Here is a 17,248-nt window from a genome sequence, read left to right on the forward strand (position 1 = left end):
CAGCTTTCGCTGGGATGACATATAATGGCGGCAGGGGTGACATCAGCCCTAATGGCAATGATTACTTGAGCCTACTATTAATTTATTACATCAATACTTGAGGTTATAATAAGCTTAATACTACAAATGTAGTATTAAGTTCGGTATAAGAATATTTATTCTTACAAAGTGAGATTTTTATGTAAAAATACTTGCTTTTTAACGTTTTTTTTATTAGTCTGTGCAATCTTCATATAGTCTAAAATAACCTGACCTTGCCCGCGTGATGGAATGGTAGACATAACGGACTTAAAATCCGTGGGGTGCAAACCCTTGCCAGTTCAAGTCTGGCCGCGGGTACCATTCATTTTTATCAAGACCATTCTTTTTATCGAGGAAAAAGTATATGTTTATTCAAACTGAAATTACTCCTAATCCTAATGCGATAAAATTTTTCCCTAACATACCTGTTAGCCCTAACGAGCCGATTCATTTTAGTAATCTTGATGAGGCAAAAGGTAAAAGCAGGCTAGTAGTGCAATTATTTAGTATAAATAACGTAAAATCTGTATTTTTTGGTAGTGATTTTATTACTATTACTAAAGAAGAAAAAAGTGATTGGCTAATTTTAAAACCTGAAATTTTGATGGTTATTATGGATCATTTTACTGCTGGTTTTACTGTTTTTGATGGGGAAAATGCTCGATCTGCCATAAATAATTCTGATGAGATGTCTGAAATCGAACAACAGATTGTAGAAATTATTGAAACACGTGTACGTCCTTCGGTCGCCATGGATGGAGGTGATATAATATATCGAGGATTTGAAAATGGAGTGGTAAAATTAGAGCTTCATGGAGCCTGCAGGGGATGTCCTAGTTCAGCTATTACTTTAAAAAATGGTATTGAATCAATGCTTAAACATTTTATACCCGAGGTAGAATCTGTTGAAGCTGTAGACGAGTTATAGATATTATGTCAAAATTAGCAGTAGTTACAGGGGGAACAAGGGGGATAGGTAAGGCTATTGCTATAGCATTAAGGGCTTACTATTACCCATAAGTTTTTATTGACAAGAAAACCAAGGGAAGTCAAAGGATTTGAGTGAAGTGGTTACTATAGCTGTATAGGCTTGCAATCATAAACACAAATTCCAGCAATCAAGGAGAGTTTTTGGCTAAGATTAATTGCGACTTAGATTCTCACAAAAATATAGAGCTTTAGCATTAAGAGAAGAATCTTACTTATGCTTATTAACATTGCATACAGACCATGATAGTGCTTACAAATAATGTAACTTAAATCGATTAATAAACGTTATATAGTTATGCTAACTCTGCTTGCCAGTTATAAAGAGTTTGTCTAGAAACTTTTGCCATTTTTGCTATATAACCTCAGTTCGATATAAGCACCAAACAAAATGCTGTGCATTATGTAAAAACATAAACAAACTGTTGGTGGTGAGCTATGGTAAAAATAAAACCTTCTTTCAAACCAGTTTGTTCGGAGCTAACACTTGATACCGAGCGAACAAGTTCATAATGGAAGAAACAAGCAAGATGCTTTAAAATGAGCGATGAAGCTGTTACAAGAGTTATGGTCGGTACACTCAATGGCATCTTTAGTACCCGATTAGGAGCGTTGTACATTGATGGATCAGATATTGATACCTCGTTTGGAAGAGTATAATTTTTATCCCCCTCTGACTTGTAGCAGGTTCACAACGAAGATTAATGTGCAACTATACTACAAGGAGGGTTTTATTATGAACAATGATGATAATACATTACAAGTTATCAATCCTAATGCAGCTGGAATTGATATAGGATCAAGGGTACATTATGTTTGTGTTCCTCAAGATCGGGATAAAGAATGTGTAAGAAAATTTAGCAGTTTTACTGATGACTTACATAAAATGGCAGATTGGCTAAAGAAATGCGGTATTAAAACTATAGCTATGGAGTCAACCGGTGTGTATTGGATACCAGTATTTCAAATACTTGAACAAAGGGGGTTTGAAGTGTATTTAGTGAATGCTAAATATGTAAAAAATGTTCTTGGACGCAAAAGTGATGTGCAAGATTCACAATGGTTACAAAAACTACATAGTTGTGGTTTATTACATACCTAGTCTTAATGTATTGACTATCCAAACAATCATATCTGAAGTCGGCACGGATATGTCGCAATGGAAGTCAGAAAACCATTTTTCTTCATGGCTGGGTTTAAGTCCTGCTAATAAAATCACTGGTGAAAAAGTTTTTAGTACTAAAAGCAGAAAAGTAATAAACAGAGCTTCTACTGCTTTCAGGATTGCGGCGGCAGCAGCAGGTAAAACCAACACTGCCATTGGATCATTTATGCGTAGAATAAAAATCAGTAAAGGAGTTCCTAAAGCTATTACGGCAAGTGCTAGAAAGATAGCTTGCTTATTTTATAGAATTAAAGTTACTATTTTTTTACATGGTATTACCGGTAAAGAAACAGGAATATATTTTGCAGATTCAATAACACTAGATGTTTGTCATATAAAAAGAGAAAAAAGGCACAAGGTCTTTAAGGGCATAGCAACAAAAGGTAAAAACTCAATGGGGTGGTTTTTTGGCTTAAAACTTCACTTGACAATTAATAATGAAGGCGAGTTAATGGCTTGTAAAATAACAGCTGCAAATGTTGATGATCGTTTTCCTGTAGCAAAGTTGATGAAAAAATTGCAAGGTTGGCTATTTGCTGATAAGGGGTATTTAGGACAGCCTATTATTAAGCAGCTTAAAAAGCAAGCAGTATATATATTTACCAAAGTAAGAAAGAACATGAAAGCACGTATAATGACAGAGATTCAGGAGTTCTTTTTAGGTAAAAGGGTTATCGTAGAGACTGTAATAGATCAGTTAAAAAATTGCTGCCAAATTGAGCATTCAAGGCATCGAAGTCCAACATAATCTCAGGACTTATAGCTTATTGCTTCAAGCCACGCAAACCAGCAATAAAGCTTAATAAATTAAAAACCCAAAAATTGCTCCTTACGTCGAACTGAGGTTATAGTAGCTCCTAATGAATCAACTACTCTGTAAAGATATACCCATTTACCGTTTAGTTTAATATAAGTTTCATCCATTCTCCAACTGTTACCCACTGGCTTTTTGGCTTTCCTTACTCGCATATATATTAGCTTGTGAGTAGACCTAACCAATCACTTAATTAGGTTTCTTCTCAGAACCGGACATGCAGAGCTACCGCATCCGGCTTCCGAAAGGTAAGATAGGCTTGTGCCTTATTTTCTCCTGAAGCATATTGTCTTGGTGTTAACCCCATATATGCACCTACAGCACTTGATTCCTCAAATCTCCTAGCATCATCCAATGTTGCTTTATAAGTCATCGCTGTTATAATTCCTACCCTAGGAACAGTTGTCAGTAATTTACAATCCGCATCTTTCTTACCTTCAATAACTAGCATTTTATCTCAGTACATGACATAAAGGTTAACAAAAAATTAATAACCAAGAAAAAGTATATAATAGTACAAAATATATCATTAATTGAGCTATCACCAACTTAATAGTTAAATATTACTTAGTAATTTTCTATTTTTATATTATAATTATTACGTTTTGCAAGACATTAATTTTTTGTTAACCTTTATGTCGTGTACTGAGGCATTTTATCTAACTTTACTATTGATAATTCCAATGCTTCTAAGCTGCTAATTAAAGCTTCGATTGAATTCCGGCTTATCTCATCTATTAACTTTATCTCTTCTCGTATCTTATTTACAAAATCTTTCAGTTTCGACTTACTACCTAACTTTATACCATATATTTTTAATAATCCACGTATCGTGCCTATAATTTGTTGCTTATTATTTACTAGCTGTCTTCTACTACCTATTAATACCTTAAGAGTACATGATATCAGATTTAATTTAACCCGAATTCGATGTGACAAGTTACATCGAACTTTCATGTTATATATAGAAACAATCAGGTTTGAAGCGGCTGCCCACCTGATTGTTAAAATATAACACTCCATTCAATATGTGATTTTAATTATTAAAATCACATATTGAATGATGAAAAAAGTTAAAATGCACTCGCGTCAGCCGCTTCAAGAGTGCATTTTTCCTTATAACAAAGCCAGTTCGATATAAGAATTATTAATTCTTCCAACAAACTGCTACATAACATATTGATTTTCAGTATTTTCTGCTGTTAAAGTAAATCCTAATTCTTTTGCACGTTTTTCAAGAGCCTGTACTAATTTGCTCTTGTATTTTTGTTCATAATTGCTTATACCTTGCTCAACATATACTTGTCCAAATTTCAACAACCTATAAAATAAGCAAGCTATTTTCCTGGCAGTTGCTGTGATAGCTTTTGGAGTTCCTTTACTGATTTTTATTCTACGCATAAATGATCCAATAGCGGTTTTGGTTTTACCTGCTGCGGCAGCTGCAATTCTGAAAGCAGTGGAAGCTCTGTTGATTACTTTTCGAGTTCTAGTACTAAAGACTTTTTCACCAGTTATTTTATTAGCAGGGCTTAAACCCAACCATGAAGCAAAGTGGTTTTCTGACTTCCATTGCGACATATCTGTACCGACTTCAGATATAATTGTTTGGATAGTTAGTACATTAAGTCCTGGTATTGTACTAAAGTCAAGACCAGTCATGTTATAGAGTTCCTGCTTAAGATTAAATTTAGGTCTGTTGCTACCGGCTCTTTTTGAGTCATCTTTTATTACTTCATTCCCTTTGGGTTCAAAATCTTTATAATGTCCTTCTATTTCAATATCAATCTCTTCAATTTTTTTTTAGATAACCCATGTATAATTCAAACTCCTGCTTCAACACAAAGAGATGTTCCTTGCGATAATCACCTTGTAGTGACTTAATTATAGTTTCTTCACTACTTTTGATTCGGTAATCTCTAAATTTTGCCAATTTTACTGGATCACGCTCACCACCTATAATCGCTCTGATAATTGCCATACCTGTTGTACCTGTGATGTCGGTAATTACATTACGTAGTTGCATATTCATCTCTGTTAAAGCTTTCTGCATACGAAATACATGCGTTGTAGAGTTTTTGATCAGACGCTCTCTTTGACGTATATAACTTCTTAGTACACAAACACTATCTTCAGGTCTGAATGATGACTGTAATAAACCACAACTATGTAATTTTTGTAACCATTGGGCGTCTTGTACATCACTTTTACGACCAGGAACATTTTTTACATATTTAGCATTGACTAGATATACTTCAAAACCTCTTTGTTCGAGTATTTGGTATACTGGTATCCAATATACACTAGTTGATTCCATGGCAATAGTTTTAATACCACATTTTTTTAGCCAATCAGCAATCTTATGCAAGTCATCAGTAAAACTCCCGAATCTTCTTACATATTCTTTGTCCCGATCTTGTGGAACACAAACATAATGTGATTTTGATCCTATATCAATTCCAGCAGCATCAGGATTGATAATTTGTAATGTATTGGTATTATTATCATTGTTCATAATAAATCCTCCTTATAGTATAGTTGCACATTAATCTTAACATGAACCTGCTACAAGTCAGAGGGATTTAAAAAATTATACTCTTCCAAACGAGGTATCAATGTCTGATCCATCAATGTACAAAACACCATCCTCCAAAGTCACGCTCCTAATCGGGTACAGAAAACACCATTGAGCTTATCGACCATAACTCTTGTACAGATCCGGTTCTAATTTTAAGGTATTGCGTCAGTTTATTCCATTATAAACTTGACCGCGAAGCGTATCAAGTGTAGGCTCCTAACAAACTGGTTTGAAAGAAGGTTTTATTTTTACCATAGCTCACCACCAACAGTTTGTTTATGTTTTTACATAATGCTTAGCATTTTGTTTGGTGCTTATATCGAACTGAGCTTAAACTAATATAGTTGTTCTAACCATTTTTCATTTTTGTCCAGTAGTGTGACTAAATACCCCAATTCGCGTTAAATGTACGCTTCGCTCACTCGCCCCTCATTTTCAAATCCAATTCGTAGGATCATTCGAGTATACACGTAACAACGCCTTGCTTGCAAGGACAGCCCCTGCACTACATGGAATGTTGAACTAGGATATAATACCCCTATATTCAACAGAGCATGTGAAATTATCTTTTACTTGGTTTTTGTTTGGGTATTTTGATCAGTCTGTCGATCTAACTGTTGATTTGACTGTTCTTGTTTCAAAAGCTTACTTTTCTCCTCTATTGAGTTAAGAAAAAAATAAGTAAACGTTAGAAACCCGACCAAAAGTGGGATGACGACAAATATAATTGCCTTTAATTTTCTAGCTGATTCTTCACGATCCAAGCGGTTTTCTCTTTCTTCTTCTGTTTCTTCAATTTTTTCTGTTTCAACATTTAATTCGTTAGCAATAATTTCTGAATCTAAATTGTCTTTTAACATTTGTATAACCTATTAATTCTATAGTTAAGAAGATTTTTAATCGAGCCTAGCATAGTTGTTTGAGTCTTACAAGTAATAATATAAAATTAATTTATAAATATCTAAAAAAATCGTTAAATCATTAGGGTGTGTCATCAATTGAGCCAAATTACCATGGAAGCCATATAAACAGCACCCAAAAAGTTCTGAGATGTTTTGTCATATCGTGTTGCAATAGCTCTATATTGCTTCAATTTTGCAAAAAAGTTCTCAATCAAATGCCTAGCTTTATATAGGTCCTTATCATACTTAGCTGGATTCACACGATTCTTCTTTGGGGGAATCACAGCTATACATCCCTTATCTTTCAGCTTATCTCGCATACGTACATCGGCATCATAAGCCTTATCAGCAAGTACAGCATCCGCTTTCGTCAATTCATTCATCAAAACATCAGATCCTTGCAAATCATGAGCTTGACCCGGGGTAAGATGGAATCCCGTTGGATTCCCTAGAGCGTCACATGTGGCATGGATTTTAGTACTCAGCCCCCCTTTACCTCGTCCAATTGCTTGGTCATCATCTAACTCTTTTTTTTAGCACCGGCACTATGTTGATGAGCCCTAACAATGGTTGAATCAATCATGGCATACTCGTTATCAGCATCTTCAGCCAGCATCTCAAAAACCTTTTTCCACACACCTGTCTTGCTCCACCTTGAATGACGTAGGTGAATCACTCGAAAATCTCCAAAACGTTCAGGTAGGTCTCTCCAAGGTATACCAGCCCTATATCGATACAAGACTGCTTCTACAAATAGGCGATTATCCTTGGCTGTTACACCAACAGACTCTTCCCTTCCAGGTAGCTTATCTTTAATCCGATCCCATTGATCGTCACGTAGAGCATATCGACGCATAGAGAAAATTTATCCTTAATTTTTTCTCTATTACACAACAAATAAACGCTCCTGTCAACTTAATTGATGACACACCCTAGAATAATAATAATTAAGTTAATTTAAGTAATTATTTTACAACACAAGGTATTTGTGATAAGATTTTATGAGTTGATAAATCCAGTATGTTCATAATTGTATTTGGCAACAAACCTAAATAAATTATTGCTACACAAAGCGGCATAATTGCGAGTATCTCATAGAGATATAGATCTTTAAAACTTACAACCTGATTATTAGTAATTTGTCCTAGCATTACTTCCTTATAAAGTTTTAGCATATAAACAGCTCCAAGAATAATGCCAACACTACTTATAATAGCTGCTACTGCATTAGCTTGATAAATACCTACCAAACTTAAAAATTCTCCTATAAAACCGCTAGTGCCTGGTAAACCTATAGAGCCAAGCATGGCAATCATGAAAAAGGTGGCAAGTATTGGCATTTTATTTGCCACTCCACCATATTTATTTATCTCCTTAGTATGCAATCTATCATACAAAGTACCAATTATCAAAAACAAAGCAGATGCCACAGTGCCATGACTAATCATTTGATATACGGCTCCCTTAATCCCAGATTCTGTTAAGCTAAAAATTCCTCCAGTCACATAGCCCATATGAGCTATCGATGAATAAGCTATCATCTTTTTCATGTCTCTTTGAGTCAGTGCTACTAGTGAACCATATATTACAGCAAAAATACTCAGCACTAATACATAAAATGCAAATTCTTTTGATATATTTGGAAACATTGGTAATGATACACGTAAAAACCCATATGCCCCAAGTTTTAACAATATACCAGCCAAAATGACAGATCCAGCAGTTGGAGCTTGTACGTGTGCATCAGGAAGCCACGTATGGAACGGTAGCATAGGAACTTTCACTGCGAAGGCTATAAAGATTGCCCACCATAAAACTCTCTGCACTGGTAATGTTAATGAAGGTACTAATTCGTTTAGATCAAGCATATTAAAACTATGAACTTGACTATAAATATATATGAGTGACAATAAGAAAAATACCGACCCCAAAAAAGTATAGAGGAAGAATTTTACGGCAGCATAAACTTTATTTTCGCCTCCCCAAATTCCTATAATTATATACATAGGGATCAATATTACTTCAAAAAATAAGTAAAATAATAGTAAATTCATTGAGCAAAAAGCCCCAATGCAAAAAGACTCAATTAATAAAAAACAAAATAAGAATTCTTTGATATATTTTTTGACTGTAAATAAGCTAGCTATAATACAGATAAGGGTTAAAAAGCTTGTCAGAACAACAAAAAATATTGAGATTCCGTCAACTCCAATGTAGAATTCAAGACCTATAGATTGAATCCAACTATAGCATTCTACAAACTGATAAAGTTTTGATGTATTATCAAATTGAACTAATAAATAAATAGTAGATATTAGGGTTAGGATAGAGCTTAAAACTGCGACATACATCGCATAAACTTGCTTATTTTTAGCTTGCTTATTTACTGACCTACTTTGGTTGATAAATAGCAGAATATATAATGCACTTACTAAAGGCAAAAAAATACTTATTGATAAGATTGGTAACCCGGACATTTTAAGCTCTAATAATCAAATTACGCGAATTTGGGAGAAGAATTTGTCAATTCTTCTCCCAAATTCGGTGAAATTATCGAAACAATCAGATTTGAGGCGGCTCTGCATCTGATTGTTAAATTAATATTTTGCTAAAAACATGATTTTAATCTTTTAAAATCATGTTTTTAGCTTTAGAAAGGTTTAAAATGCATTCGCGTTAGCCGCTTTAAGAATGCATTTTTCCTTATATTAGAGCCAATTCGGGATAAGAATTAACTAATTCTTATCCCGAATTGGGGTAAATTAACACCGATAACTTTACCGTTTATTAGAATATACAAAACTAATATCTCTTGAACCACGCTCAATTGCTGCTGCTACCTTTAAAGTATTATATTCATCAAGGGCTTTTCCTATTACTTGCATGCCAAGAGGTAAACCCCTAGAAGATAATGCAGCAGGTACAGAGCAACAAGGAAGACCGGCAAGACTAGCTGGAATAGTAAATAAATCGTTTAAATACATTGTCACAGGATTATCTTGTTTCTCACCTAAGTTAAAAGCTTCGGATGGTGCAGATGGCAAAATTATTGCTTCAACTTGTGCAAAAGCTTTCTTGAAATCATCTGAAATCAAGCGTCTTATTTTTTGGGCTTTTAAGTAATAAGCATCCATAAAAACAGATGAAAGCAAATAAGTACCAATCATAATACGTCTTTTAACTTCAGCACCAAAGCCAGCAGTCCTTGTTTTTTCATACATTTCCTCAATGGATATTCCCTCATTTCCTACCCTGATTCCATATCTTATACCATCATATCTAGATAAATTAGATGAGGTTTCAGCAGGTGCTATAACGTAATATGCAGCTAGAGCATATTTAGAATAGGGTAATGAAATATCAATAATTTCTGCCCCATCATTTTTTAGAATATCAATAGTATGCTGCCACATCTTAATAATATCCGGTTGTATACCATCTTGTTTCATAATATCAAATGGTACACCTATTTTCATGTTTTTTACACTACTATTACATGCCGATCTTAGCTCTAGTATCTCAGAGTGTATAGAAGTAGAATCCTTTTCATCAAAACCAATTATGGCTTGTAGCATTAAAGCAGTATCTTCAACAGTTCTTGTAAGTACTCCAGCTTGGTCAAGCGAACTGGCAAAAGCAATCATACCATATCTAGAACAACGACCATATGTTGGTTTGAATCCAACAATCCCAGTATAACTGGCAGGTTGGCGAACAGAACCTCCTGTATCACTTCCAAGAGCTGCCATAGCTAAAAAGCTACTGACAGCAGCTGACGAGCCTCCAGAAGATCCACCAGGGACTACCGGAGTTGTAGGTGCATCTACCGCTTTCCAAGGGCTAATAACGTTACCAAAATAGCTAGTAATATTAGCCGATCCCATGGCAAACTCATCCATATTAGCCTTACCAAGTATTATTGTGCCGTGATCTTGAACATTTTTACTTACAGTAGATTCATATGTTGGTACAAAGTTGCTGAGTATTTTTGAGGCGGCAGTAGTTAGTACTCCTTTTGTACAAAAAAGATCTTTTACAGCAATAGGAATTCCTTCTAATGGTCTTGCTATTCCATTATGATAATTTTGATCAGCAATTTTAGCTTGCTCTAAAGCAATATCTGTAGTTTCAGTAATATAAGCATTTAACTCTTTATGTTTATCCATTTCCTTAATATGTGCTTTAGTCAGCTCAACACACGAAAATTCTCTATTTTTTAAGGCTTTAAGGGCTTGTGTGATGGTTAATTTTATAATTTCCGACATATTTTACTCTACTACTTTTGGGACAACAAAACATTTTACTTCTTTGGCAAGTTCTGCTTTATCATTAGGCAGATTAGCAAATAATTCATCAGAAATGTCACCATACAATACTTGGTCTTTTCGCATTCTTTGGTGCATATCGCAAACAGAGGTAAGTGGTTCAACGTTACTACAGTCTACATCGTTTAAAATGTCGATCATATTCATCATCTCAGTTAATTGATAGGCAAAACTGCTTATCTCTTCTTGGGTAAAATTAAACCTAGCAAGTTTTGCTATTTTTTGCACTTCTTCATTCGTAATCATTTATATACCTTAAATATTTATAGTCATTATAGCATGAAATATGTTTGCACTAATAATTTATGGCTATTTTATGAAAAAATATACCTAAGTCATTTAGGTGGCATCTCTTTGAGGAATGACACTTCTTTTTAGACTTCAAATAGTCAATATTTCTTGTTCTTTTTGTTTAACATGCAAGTCCACTTTATTACTATACTCATCAGTTAATTTTTGGATTTCTTCTGATAGGTTATGTTGTTCATCTTCAGTTATGATACTGTCTTTTTCTAACTTTTTTAAATCTTCATTACCATCCCTTCTTATATTACGCAAGGCAATTTTAGTATTCTCTCCATATTTGTGAGCAAACTTAACAAGCTCTTTGCGGCGTTCTTCAGTAAGTAGCGGTATTGTGATTCTTATTAGCTGTCCATCTGATGATGGGTTTAGACCCAAATTTGTATCCACAATAGCTTTTTCTACAAATTTTACTATAGATTTATCCCATACCTGTACAGTAATAGTCCGTGCATCTGGAGTTGAGAGACTTGCTACTTGCGACAATGGTACTTTATCTCCATATGCTTCAACCAATACAGGGTCAAGTAAGTTAACTGAAGCTCGACTAGTCCTGAGTCCCTTAAGTTCGTGATCTAATACCCTTATCGAACTATCCATTTTTGATTGTAATTCTTTACGTATAGTTGCTTTATCCATACTTTACTCACCTTCTTGAATTTTTGTATATTCACCTTTTCCTTGCAGTACTTTTGCAAAATTACCTTTCTCTTTAATGGAAAATACCTTAATTGGCAAGTTGTTTTCTCTAGCCACAGCAATAGCAGCAATATCCATAACTTGTAAATTATCTTTTAAAAGATTAGTATAACTTATAGTAGAATATTTCACTGCATTAAGATTCTTTGTCGGGTCTGCATCATATACACCATTAACCTTAGTACCTTTTAGTAATAAATCACAGCTCATTTCAATTGCTCTTAAAACAGCTGCACTATCAGTAGTACAAAATGGATTACCAGTACCGCCGGCAAAAATTACTACTCTACCTTTTTCTATATGTTTTTTTGCTTTACGACGTATATAAGGCTCACAAACGCTCATCATAGGGATTGCAGAAAGGACTCTAGTATGAACACCCAAACTTTCCATAATATTTTGTAGAGTAAGTGCGTTTATTACCGTGCCAAGCATGCCAATATAATCACCAGCAGCTCTTTCCATGCCAAATAAGACATCAGTACCACGATAAATATTGCCACCGCCGACGACCACACATACTTCTATCCCAAGATCAATTGCTTCCTTTATATCTTCAGCAATTCCTAGGATTATAGAGTATTCATGACCAAATTGTTTGTTGCCCATTAAGGCTTCGCCAGAAACTTTTAACAGGACTCGTTTATATTGCAAAGAGGACATAAATTAAACTCCTATTTTTAGATCCCTACGAAAGCAGGGATTGTAAAATGACACTACCTTTGTTGTGTTGAACTTAGGTTACTTAAACTCGATAATCAAGTTTTTTCTAAGGCATACAATTCATGGTAGTTTATGTCATCCGAGCTACGGCTGGGATCTCAAAAACCTTTACGTCTAAGGTGTTTTTATATTTTTAGATTCCCACCGTTGCTGAGAATGACATCTTCTCGACTTCTTTTCATGACTTTTAAACTGCCATGAATTATATAACTCAATAAAAACTTGATTATCGAGTTAAACTTGCATACTTGGTGACTACTAAAATTAGTTGAAGTATTATTTTTGTCAAGTATTATAACCTTTAATTCAGCAATTATGAAGAGAGTTCTTGCATAATTCTACTTCTGCTGGTAATTTATTCGTGTTCCCGGTACTCTGCTCCTCACATACATTTGAGTACGCTGCGGGTCGAAGTTCTGTGACTCCTTTAAATTCCTCAGCATAAGCGAATTCTGCAAGAACTCTCATTAGGCTTCTTTCGAAACTAGACAATGATGTAGAATGGTGTTATAAATATCTGATTTGAAGTAATAATATGAAATTCGATCAGATTAAAGAGTTAGAGGATGAAAAATTTCGTCGATTAACAGGAGTAAAGAAGGGAACATTCTCAAAGATGGTGGATATTTTGAGGCAAGCTGATGGTCTTAAGAAATCAAAAGGTGGGCGTAAAAATAAGCTCAATTTGGAGGAACAGTTGCTGATGGTCTTAGAATACCTTAGAGAATACCGTACTTATTTCCATATAGGTCAGAACTATGGGATTAGTGAAAGTTCAGCATATAAAGCTGTTAAATGGGTAGAAGACACCCTAGTTAAACACCCAAACTTTGCTCTTCCAGGTCGTAAAGCTCTAATGAAGAGTGATATGAATTATGAAGTAGTCTTGATTGATGCTACTGAGAGTCCTATAGAAAGACCCAAAAAAAACAAAAATTCTATTATTCAGGAAAGAAGAAAAGGCATACACTAAAAACTCAAATAGTGGTAGACAAGAAAACACACCAAGTAATATGTACAGATTTTTCTAACGGTAAAAAACATGACTTTAGATTATTTAAGGAATCCAAAATTCTTATCCATCCTAAGGTTAAAGCGATTACTGATACAGGATATCAAGGTATACTGCTCGTAAATGAAGAGTTGGTAGACGAAGATCAAAATCAACAAGTGCTAGGAGTGTCCAAGCCGAGGAGCACAGCGTACATTAGTACGTGAGCACCGCAGGTCTTGGACAACAACAACGCAATTGTTGATTTTCATCGAGTATATACAAAAAATTCACAATAATTCTGAATTACCAAAGAAAAAAAGCAAGAAAAATCCTTTAACTAAAAATGATAAAAAGAATAATCGTAGGTTAGCAGGAGAAAGAGTTCTAAATGAAAACGTTATTGGTATGCTAAAACGGTTCAAAATTATTGCTGACAAATATCGAAATAGACGTAAAAGATTTGGTCTTAGATTTAATTTGATCTCTGGCATTTATAATTTTGAACTACGTCAACCAGTTTCGAATGAGGTCTAATATCTTTCTATCATTTCCCCTGTTTGATCAACGACCAATGCTGGTTGTTGAAAGTTCCTGATTTGCGGAATTAAATTATTAAACAAATTAGTCTTACCAGAACCAGTAGTGCCAGTAGCTATAATATGCCTAGTTTCACTATCTTTAACAAGTCGCATGCTACCTACAATGAATTTACTTGCTTTATTAGCTTTATTTAAATAGTTAGTTATTTCTTTGGCTGATTTGATAGTACTACCGCTAATTTGTTTTTCTAGTGATACTGACTTACCAAATTTTGTCCACAGCAGAAAGATGCTAACAAAAATAGCAAACATCAAACCAAGGCAGAGTAGTAACTTAGCTTTGATAAAACTAACTAGCTGATAATAATTCTTACTGAATTTAGAGGAAGTCAAGATCAGTTGTGGATCAATATTACTCCTATATAAACCAACATGATTATAGGCATTAATTAGGGTAACATATTCTTTGCCTTTAGGATTGATCATTACCTTAATAGGACGCACGCTATTATCAAAGTTACTGGCTAGTAAGGCTTTCTGATAAGTTACAGCAGCAGATAAATCATATAGTTTTAGCTTAGGGTAAGCTAAAACTATGGTAATTATCACACTTACAATACACGAAATAGCAATAGAGCGATTAAATACCTGCAAAAACATTCTGATCTTATGCAAGAATATCTGACCACCACCTATAAAATTACTTAGCATACAATTTGACTAAATTTAAAGTAATAAGTTTATAAAATATATCTTATTTTAAAGACCAACCATTGGTATGTATATTCTCTTAATTTATTATCTATTATAATACATTTTCGATTAACCACTAAGTCCATGATGCTACTTTTCTTGAATATTTTTAACTATCAGCAAATATTATTAATTTACTATAATCATTATTATCAGCAGCTCTTAGAGCTTCTAAATATTGTTTTCTAGTAGCATTATCACAAATTAAATTGCTTCTACCCCAACTAAATCTATGCTCATTATGACTTACTAATATAAGGTCAGCGAAGAGCCTAGAAAACCTTCCATTACCGTTTGGGAATGGGTGGATAAATACCAGCCTATGGTGAAATCTTATTGCAGTTTCTCGTAAAGGGTAAATTTTATGTGTTAACTGGTAAATAGTATCATCAAATAATAATTTGAGTTCCTGCCCTATATAAATACTATTTACTCCTATATTGGTTTGAGTTTTTCTAAACTTACCCGCCCAACTCCAAGTGTTATCAAACATTTTATTATGTAATTTTTGTGCAAAACTTATTGATAAAATATCTTGCCTTTTTCTCTGTAATACCCATTCCTCTGCTTTTAAAATATTATATTGCTCCCATTCATTTAGCTCACTTTGAGTGGTTAAATGTTTTGGTAATAAATTATTAATTTCATCTTGGTTTAAAGGAGTAGCACCTTCAGCGTAAATAAATCTCATTGCCAAATAGTTTTTATATTATTTTTCATTAATTCTTCTTTTATAATTTCAATTTGCTCTTGCTGTTTTTTATCAATTACTTTTTGATCTTCCAATATCATCGAATGTGATATTTCCTTTAGCCTATCTATAGCCGTTCTTTCTGCTTGCTCTTCTATAATATTTAGTAAGTTTCTTTCTGGAACTATAGCATAAACTAACTTGCAACCTAGTTGACTTGCGACTTTTTCTAAAGTTGCAAGGGTTGTCTTCATCAATACCTCATCATTTTCTATACGTAAGATTCTTTGTTTGCTAACCCCACACCGACGAGCTAGCTGCTGACTTGTCATACCGATTGCAGTTCTTATGGTTTTTAACCATCCGTTACTTGGTATTATCATATTTTGTAATGGGCTTAATTGATTCATTAGCTGTTTGCAGGTTAATTTTCTTAAAGACCAATTCATAATTGTAAACTCATAAGTAAACTTATATATTACTATAACATCATATAAAGACAATATACATATTGTCTTTATATGGATTCAGTACTACTAATAATCTACAAATGCAAATTATTAGTAGTAATAATAATTCAAAAAATACTACTACAAATAAACTAATGTAAATTTATAGTACCGTCTTAGCTCCCAAGCCAAGACAATAGTACCTTTCTTGAATATTGCTTATGATGATATGGCTTGGTAGAATGATAAAGTCTTACGGCTTTTTGCCAATCACCATGTTGCAGATATAAATCAGTTAGTAGTTTGGCTGCATACTTAACATTATTTTTAGGAGTAAGCATTTCATCAAGACTAGAAAAATGTCTTTTATGCCAGTACCAATTGATCTGCATTACGCCAATATCAATATTTGTATGTCCTTTTCTCAGATAAGAAAGTACATTTTTAGATGCTTCCGCCTTAGACTTGGCAATGAAAGCTTTACCACCTAAATTTACTGCATAAACTTTCATTTCAGACTCTACTTCAGCAATAGCTTTCAATAAACCACTTGGAATATTATGTTCTTTTTCAACTGTGCTAATTAATCCCGCTAAATCTTGTGCAAACACCATATTTTATGAAAAACCAACTATTATAATAACCAAAATCTTGATTATTTCTTTACTTAAAATATCAAACCATGATATTATCATTTGATATAGCTTAAATCTAAGGTCTCTTATGAACTGGATCAAATCACGGCTAAATAAAGATAATTTTTGGAATCTTATATTTTGGTGGGGTATGAGCTTTGGTTTGTTTTTAAGTGTGCTTTTAGATGAGTATAAATATGTTAGTAATGCTTTATTTTGGATAACTATACTATTAGTTCCATATTTGGTAGCCAAATATAGTAAGGTAGAATATACAGAAGATAAAATATTTCTAAATAGTGAAGGGCAAAATTTAATGAATAGGTTACCTAAACAATTATTTTGGGTAATCGTTTTGATGTTTGTTGTTACTGTATGGGTTGGCTCAATACTTGATACATACTGGGAAAAGGCAAGTGATTTTATTGCATTTCCTTTGCTATTTTCTATATTCATTTTGATTCCTACTTTATATTTCATATGTAAAAATTGTCCCATTTCTATTTTATTTAACAAAAATGCTTGGCAACAAGAAATTATTGGTATGAAAGCAGGGACATATAATGCTAATGTTCATTCTTCTTCTACCTTTAGTTCCAATAACATATATTACACAGGCATTGAACATCGTAATCTACCGGGTAATATGTATTATCATAGAAAATAATCT

General features: G+C 33.7%; 16 protein-coding genes, 1 tRNA gene and 5 pseudogenes. 6 read left to right on the forward strand and 16 right to left on the reverse strand.

Going from position 1 to position 17,248, the window contains the following annotated elements:
- Positions 1 to 256 precede the first annotated feature (256 nt).
- The 4 genes and pseudogenes from AAGD29_RS04250 to AAGD29_RS04265 all read left to right on the forward strand — a co-directional run.
- Positions 257 to 342 (forward strand) — tRNA-Leu (locus tag AAGD29_RS04250).
- A 43-nt stretch (positions 343 to 385) separates the two neighbouring features.
- The gene (locus AAGD29_RS04255; protein ID WP_341758650.1) at positions 386 to 949 is read left to right on the forward strand and encodes a NifU family protein; all 564 of its coding nucleotides are present in this window, start codon (positions 386 to 388) and stop codon (positions 947 to 949) included.
- A gap of 795 nt (positions 950 to 1,744) precedes the next feature.
- A pseudogene (locus AAGD29_RS04260) lies at positions 1,745 to 2,489 on the forward strand (IS110 family transposase); the annotation flags it as partial.
- A gap of 18 nt (positions 2,490 to 2,507) precedes the next feature.
- A pseudogene (locus AAGD29_RS04265) lies at positions 2,508 to 2,921 on the forward strand (IS982 family transposase); the annotation flags it as partial.
- A 98-nt stretch (positions 2,922 to 3,019) separates the two neighbouring features.
- Here AAGD29_RS04265 and AAGD29_RS04270 read toward each other — a convergent pair.
- From AAGD29_RS04270 to AAGD29_RS04325, 12 genes and pseudogenes are all read right to left on the reverse strand, one after another.
- A pseudogene (locus AAGD29_RS04270) lies at positions 3,020 to 3,133 on the reverse strand (DDE-type integrase/transposase/recombinase); the annotation flags it as partial.
- 59 nt (positions 3,134 to 3,192) lie between these two features.
- Positions 3,193 to 3,438: a transposase gene (locus AAGD29_RS04275; RefSeq protein WP_341758651.1), complete on the reverse strand. Its 246-nt coding sequence runs from the start codon at positions 3,436 to 3,438 to the stop codon at positions 3,193 to 3,195.
- 182 nt (positions 3,439 to 3,620) lie between these two features.
- The gene (locus AAGD29_RS04280) at positions 3,621 to 3,944 is read right to left on the reverse strand and encodes a hypothetical protein (protein ID WP_341758652.1); all 324 of its coding nucleotides are present in this window, start codon (positions 3,942 to 3,944) and stop codon (positions 3,621 to 3,623) included.
- Positions 3,945 to 4,154: 210 nt separating this feature from the next.
- Positions 4,155 to 5,502, reverse strand: a pseudogene (locus tag AAGD29_RS04285) (IS110 family transposase).
- Positions 5,503 to 6,134: 632 nt separating this feature from the next.
- Positions 6,135 to 6,425 carry a hypothetical protein gene (locus AAGD29_RS04290; protein ID WP_341753667.1) on the reverse strand — a complete coding sequence of 97 codons (291 nt, stop codon included), beginning with the start codon at positions 6,423 to 6,425 and terminating at the stop codon, positions 6,135 to 6,137.
- Between the two features lie 134 nt (positions 6,426 to 6,559).
- A protein-coding gene (locus AAGD29_RS04295) for an IS5 family transposase (protein ID WP_341757317.1) occupies positions 6,560 to 7,323 on the reverse strand; the annotation gives its coding sequence in 2 pieces (ribosomal slippage) (positions 6,560 to 6,988 and positions 6,991 to 7,323; 762 coding nt in all).
- Between the two features lie 109 nt (positions 7,324 to 7,432).
- Positions 7,433 to 8,944: an NADH-quinone oxidoreductase subunit M gene (locus AAGD29_RS04300; protein WP_341758653.1), complete on the reverse strand. Its 1,512-nt coding sequence runs from the start codon at positions 8,942 to 8,944 to the stop codon at positions 7,433 to 7,435.
- 300 nt (positions 8,945 to 9,244) lie between these two features.
- Positions 9,245 to 10,732 carry an Asp-tRNA(Asn)/Glu-tRNA(Gln) amidotransferase subunit GatA gene (gene gatA / locus AAGD29_RS04305; RefSeq protein WP_341758654.1) on the reverse strand — a complete coding sequence of 496 codons (1,488 nt, stop codon included), beginning with the start codon at positions 10,730 to 10,732 and terminating at the stop codon, positions 9,245 to 9,247.
- A gap of 3 nt (positions 10,733 to 10,735) precedes the next feature.
- Positions 10,736 to 11,038 (reverse strand): Asp-tRNA(Asn)/Glu-tRNA(Gln) amidotransferase subunit GatC, encoded by a 303-nt coding sequence (gene gatC, locus AAGD29_RS04310; RefSeq protein ID WP_341758655.1) that lies wholly within the window; start codon positions 11,036 to 11,038, stop codon positions 10,736 to 10,738.
- A gap of 135 nt (positions 11,039 to 11,173) precedes the next feature.
- Complete coding sequence (gene frr / locus AAGD29_RS04315) at positions 11,174 to 11,734, reverse strand: ribosome recycling factor (protein ID WP_341758656.1); 561 nt, start codon at positions 11,732 to 11,734, stop codon at positions 11,174 to 11,176.
- A 3-nt stretch (positions 11,735 to 11,737) separates the two neighbouring features.
- The gene (gene pyrH, locus AAGD29_RS04320; protein WP_341758657.1) at positions 11,738 to 12,457 is read right to left on the reverse strand and encodes a UMP kinase; all 720 of its coding nucleotides are present in this window, start codon (positions 12,455 to 12,457) and stop codon (positions 11,738 to 11,740) included.
- Between the two features lie 366 nt (positions 12,458 to 12,823).
- On the reverse strand, positions 12,824 to 12,985 hold the full coding sequence (locus AAGD29_RS04325) for a palindromic element RPE1 domain-containing protein (protein ID WP_341758658.1): 162 nt from the start codon (positions 12,983 to 12,985) through the stop codon (positions 12,824 to 12,826).
- Between the two features lie 67 nt (positions 12,986 to 13,052).
- On the opposite strand from AAGD29_RS04325, the pseudogene AAGD29_RS10270 reads away from it, so the two are divergent.
- A pseudogene (locus AAGD29_RS10270) lies at positions 13,053 to 14,045 on the forward strand (IS5 family transposase).
- On the opposite strand, the gene AAGD29_RS04340 reads toward AAGD29_RS10270, so the two are convergent.
- The 4 genes from AAGD29_RS04340 to AAGD29_RS04355 form a co-directional block, all read right to left on the reverse strand.
- A complete protein-coding gene (locus tag AAGD29_RS04340) occupies positions 14,042 to 14,761 on the reverse strand; it encodes a type IV secretion system DNA-binding domain-containing protein (RefSeq protein ID WP_341758659.1) in 720 nt (239 codons plus the stop codon). The pseudogene AAGD29_RS10270 and the gene AAGD29_RS04340 sit on opposite strands and share 4 nt — an antisense overlap.
- 151 nt (positions 14,762 to 14,912) lie before the next feature.
- On the reverse strand, positions 14,913 to 15,494 hold the full coding sequence (locus AAGD29_RS04345; protein WP_341758660.1) for a mobile mystery protein B: 582 nt from the start codon (positions 15,492 to 15,494) through the stop codon (positions 14,913 to 14,915).
- Complete coding sequence (locus AAGD29_RS04350) at positions 15,491 to 15,943, reverse strand: mobile mystery protein A (RefSeq protein ID WP_341758661.1); 453 nt, start codon at positions 15,941 to 15,943, stop codon at positions 15,491 to 15,493. Before AAGD29_RS04350 ends, AAGD29_RS04345 begins: the two co-directional genes overlap by 4 nt.
- Before the next feature lie 176 nt (positions 15,944 to 16,119).
- On the reverse strand, positions 16,120 to 16,557 hold the full coding sequence (locus tag AAGD29_RS04355; RefSeq protein ID WP_341758662.1) for a lytic transglycosylase domain-containing protein: 438 nt from the start codon (positions 16,555 to 16,557) through the stop codon (positions 16,120 to 16,122).
- A gap of 109 nt (positions 16,558 to 16,666) precedes the next feature.
- On the opposite strand from AAGD29_RS04355, the gene AAGD29_RS04360 reads away from it, so the two are divergent.
- Positions 16,667 to 17,245 carry a hypothetical protein gene (locus AAGD29_RS04360; RefSeq protein ID WP_341758663.1) on the forward strand — a complete coding sequence of 193 codons (579 nt, stop codon included), beginning with the start codon at positions 16,667 to 16,669 and terminating at the stop codon, positions 17,243 to 17,245.
- Positions 17,246 to 17,248: the final 3 nt, after the last annotated feature.

It is taken from the genome of Candidatus Tisiphia endosymbiont of Ditula angustiorana, assembly GCF_964026425.1.
GTDB lineage: Bacteria > Pseudomonadota > Alphaproteobacteria > Rickettsiales > Rickettsiaceae > Tisiphia.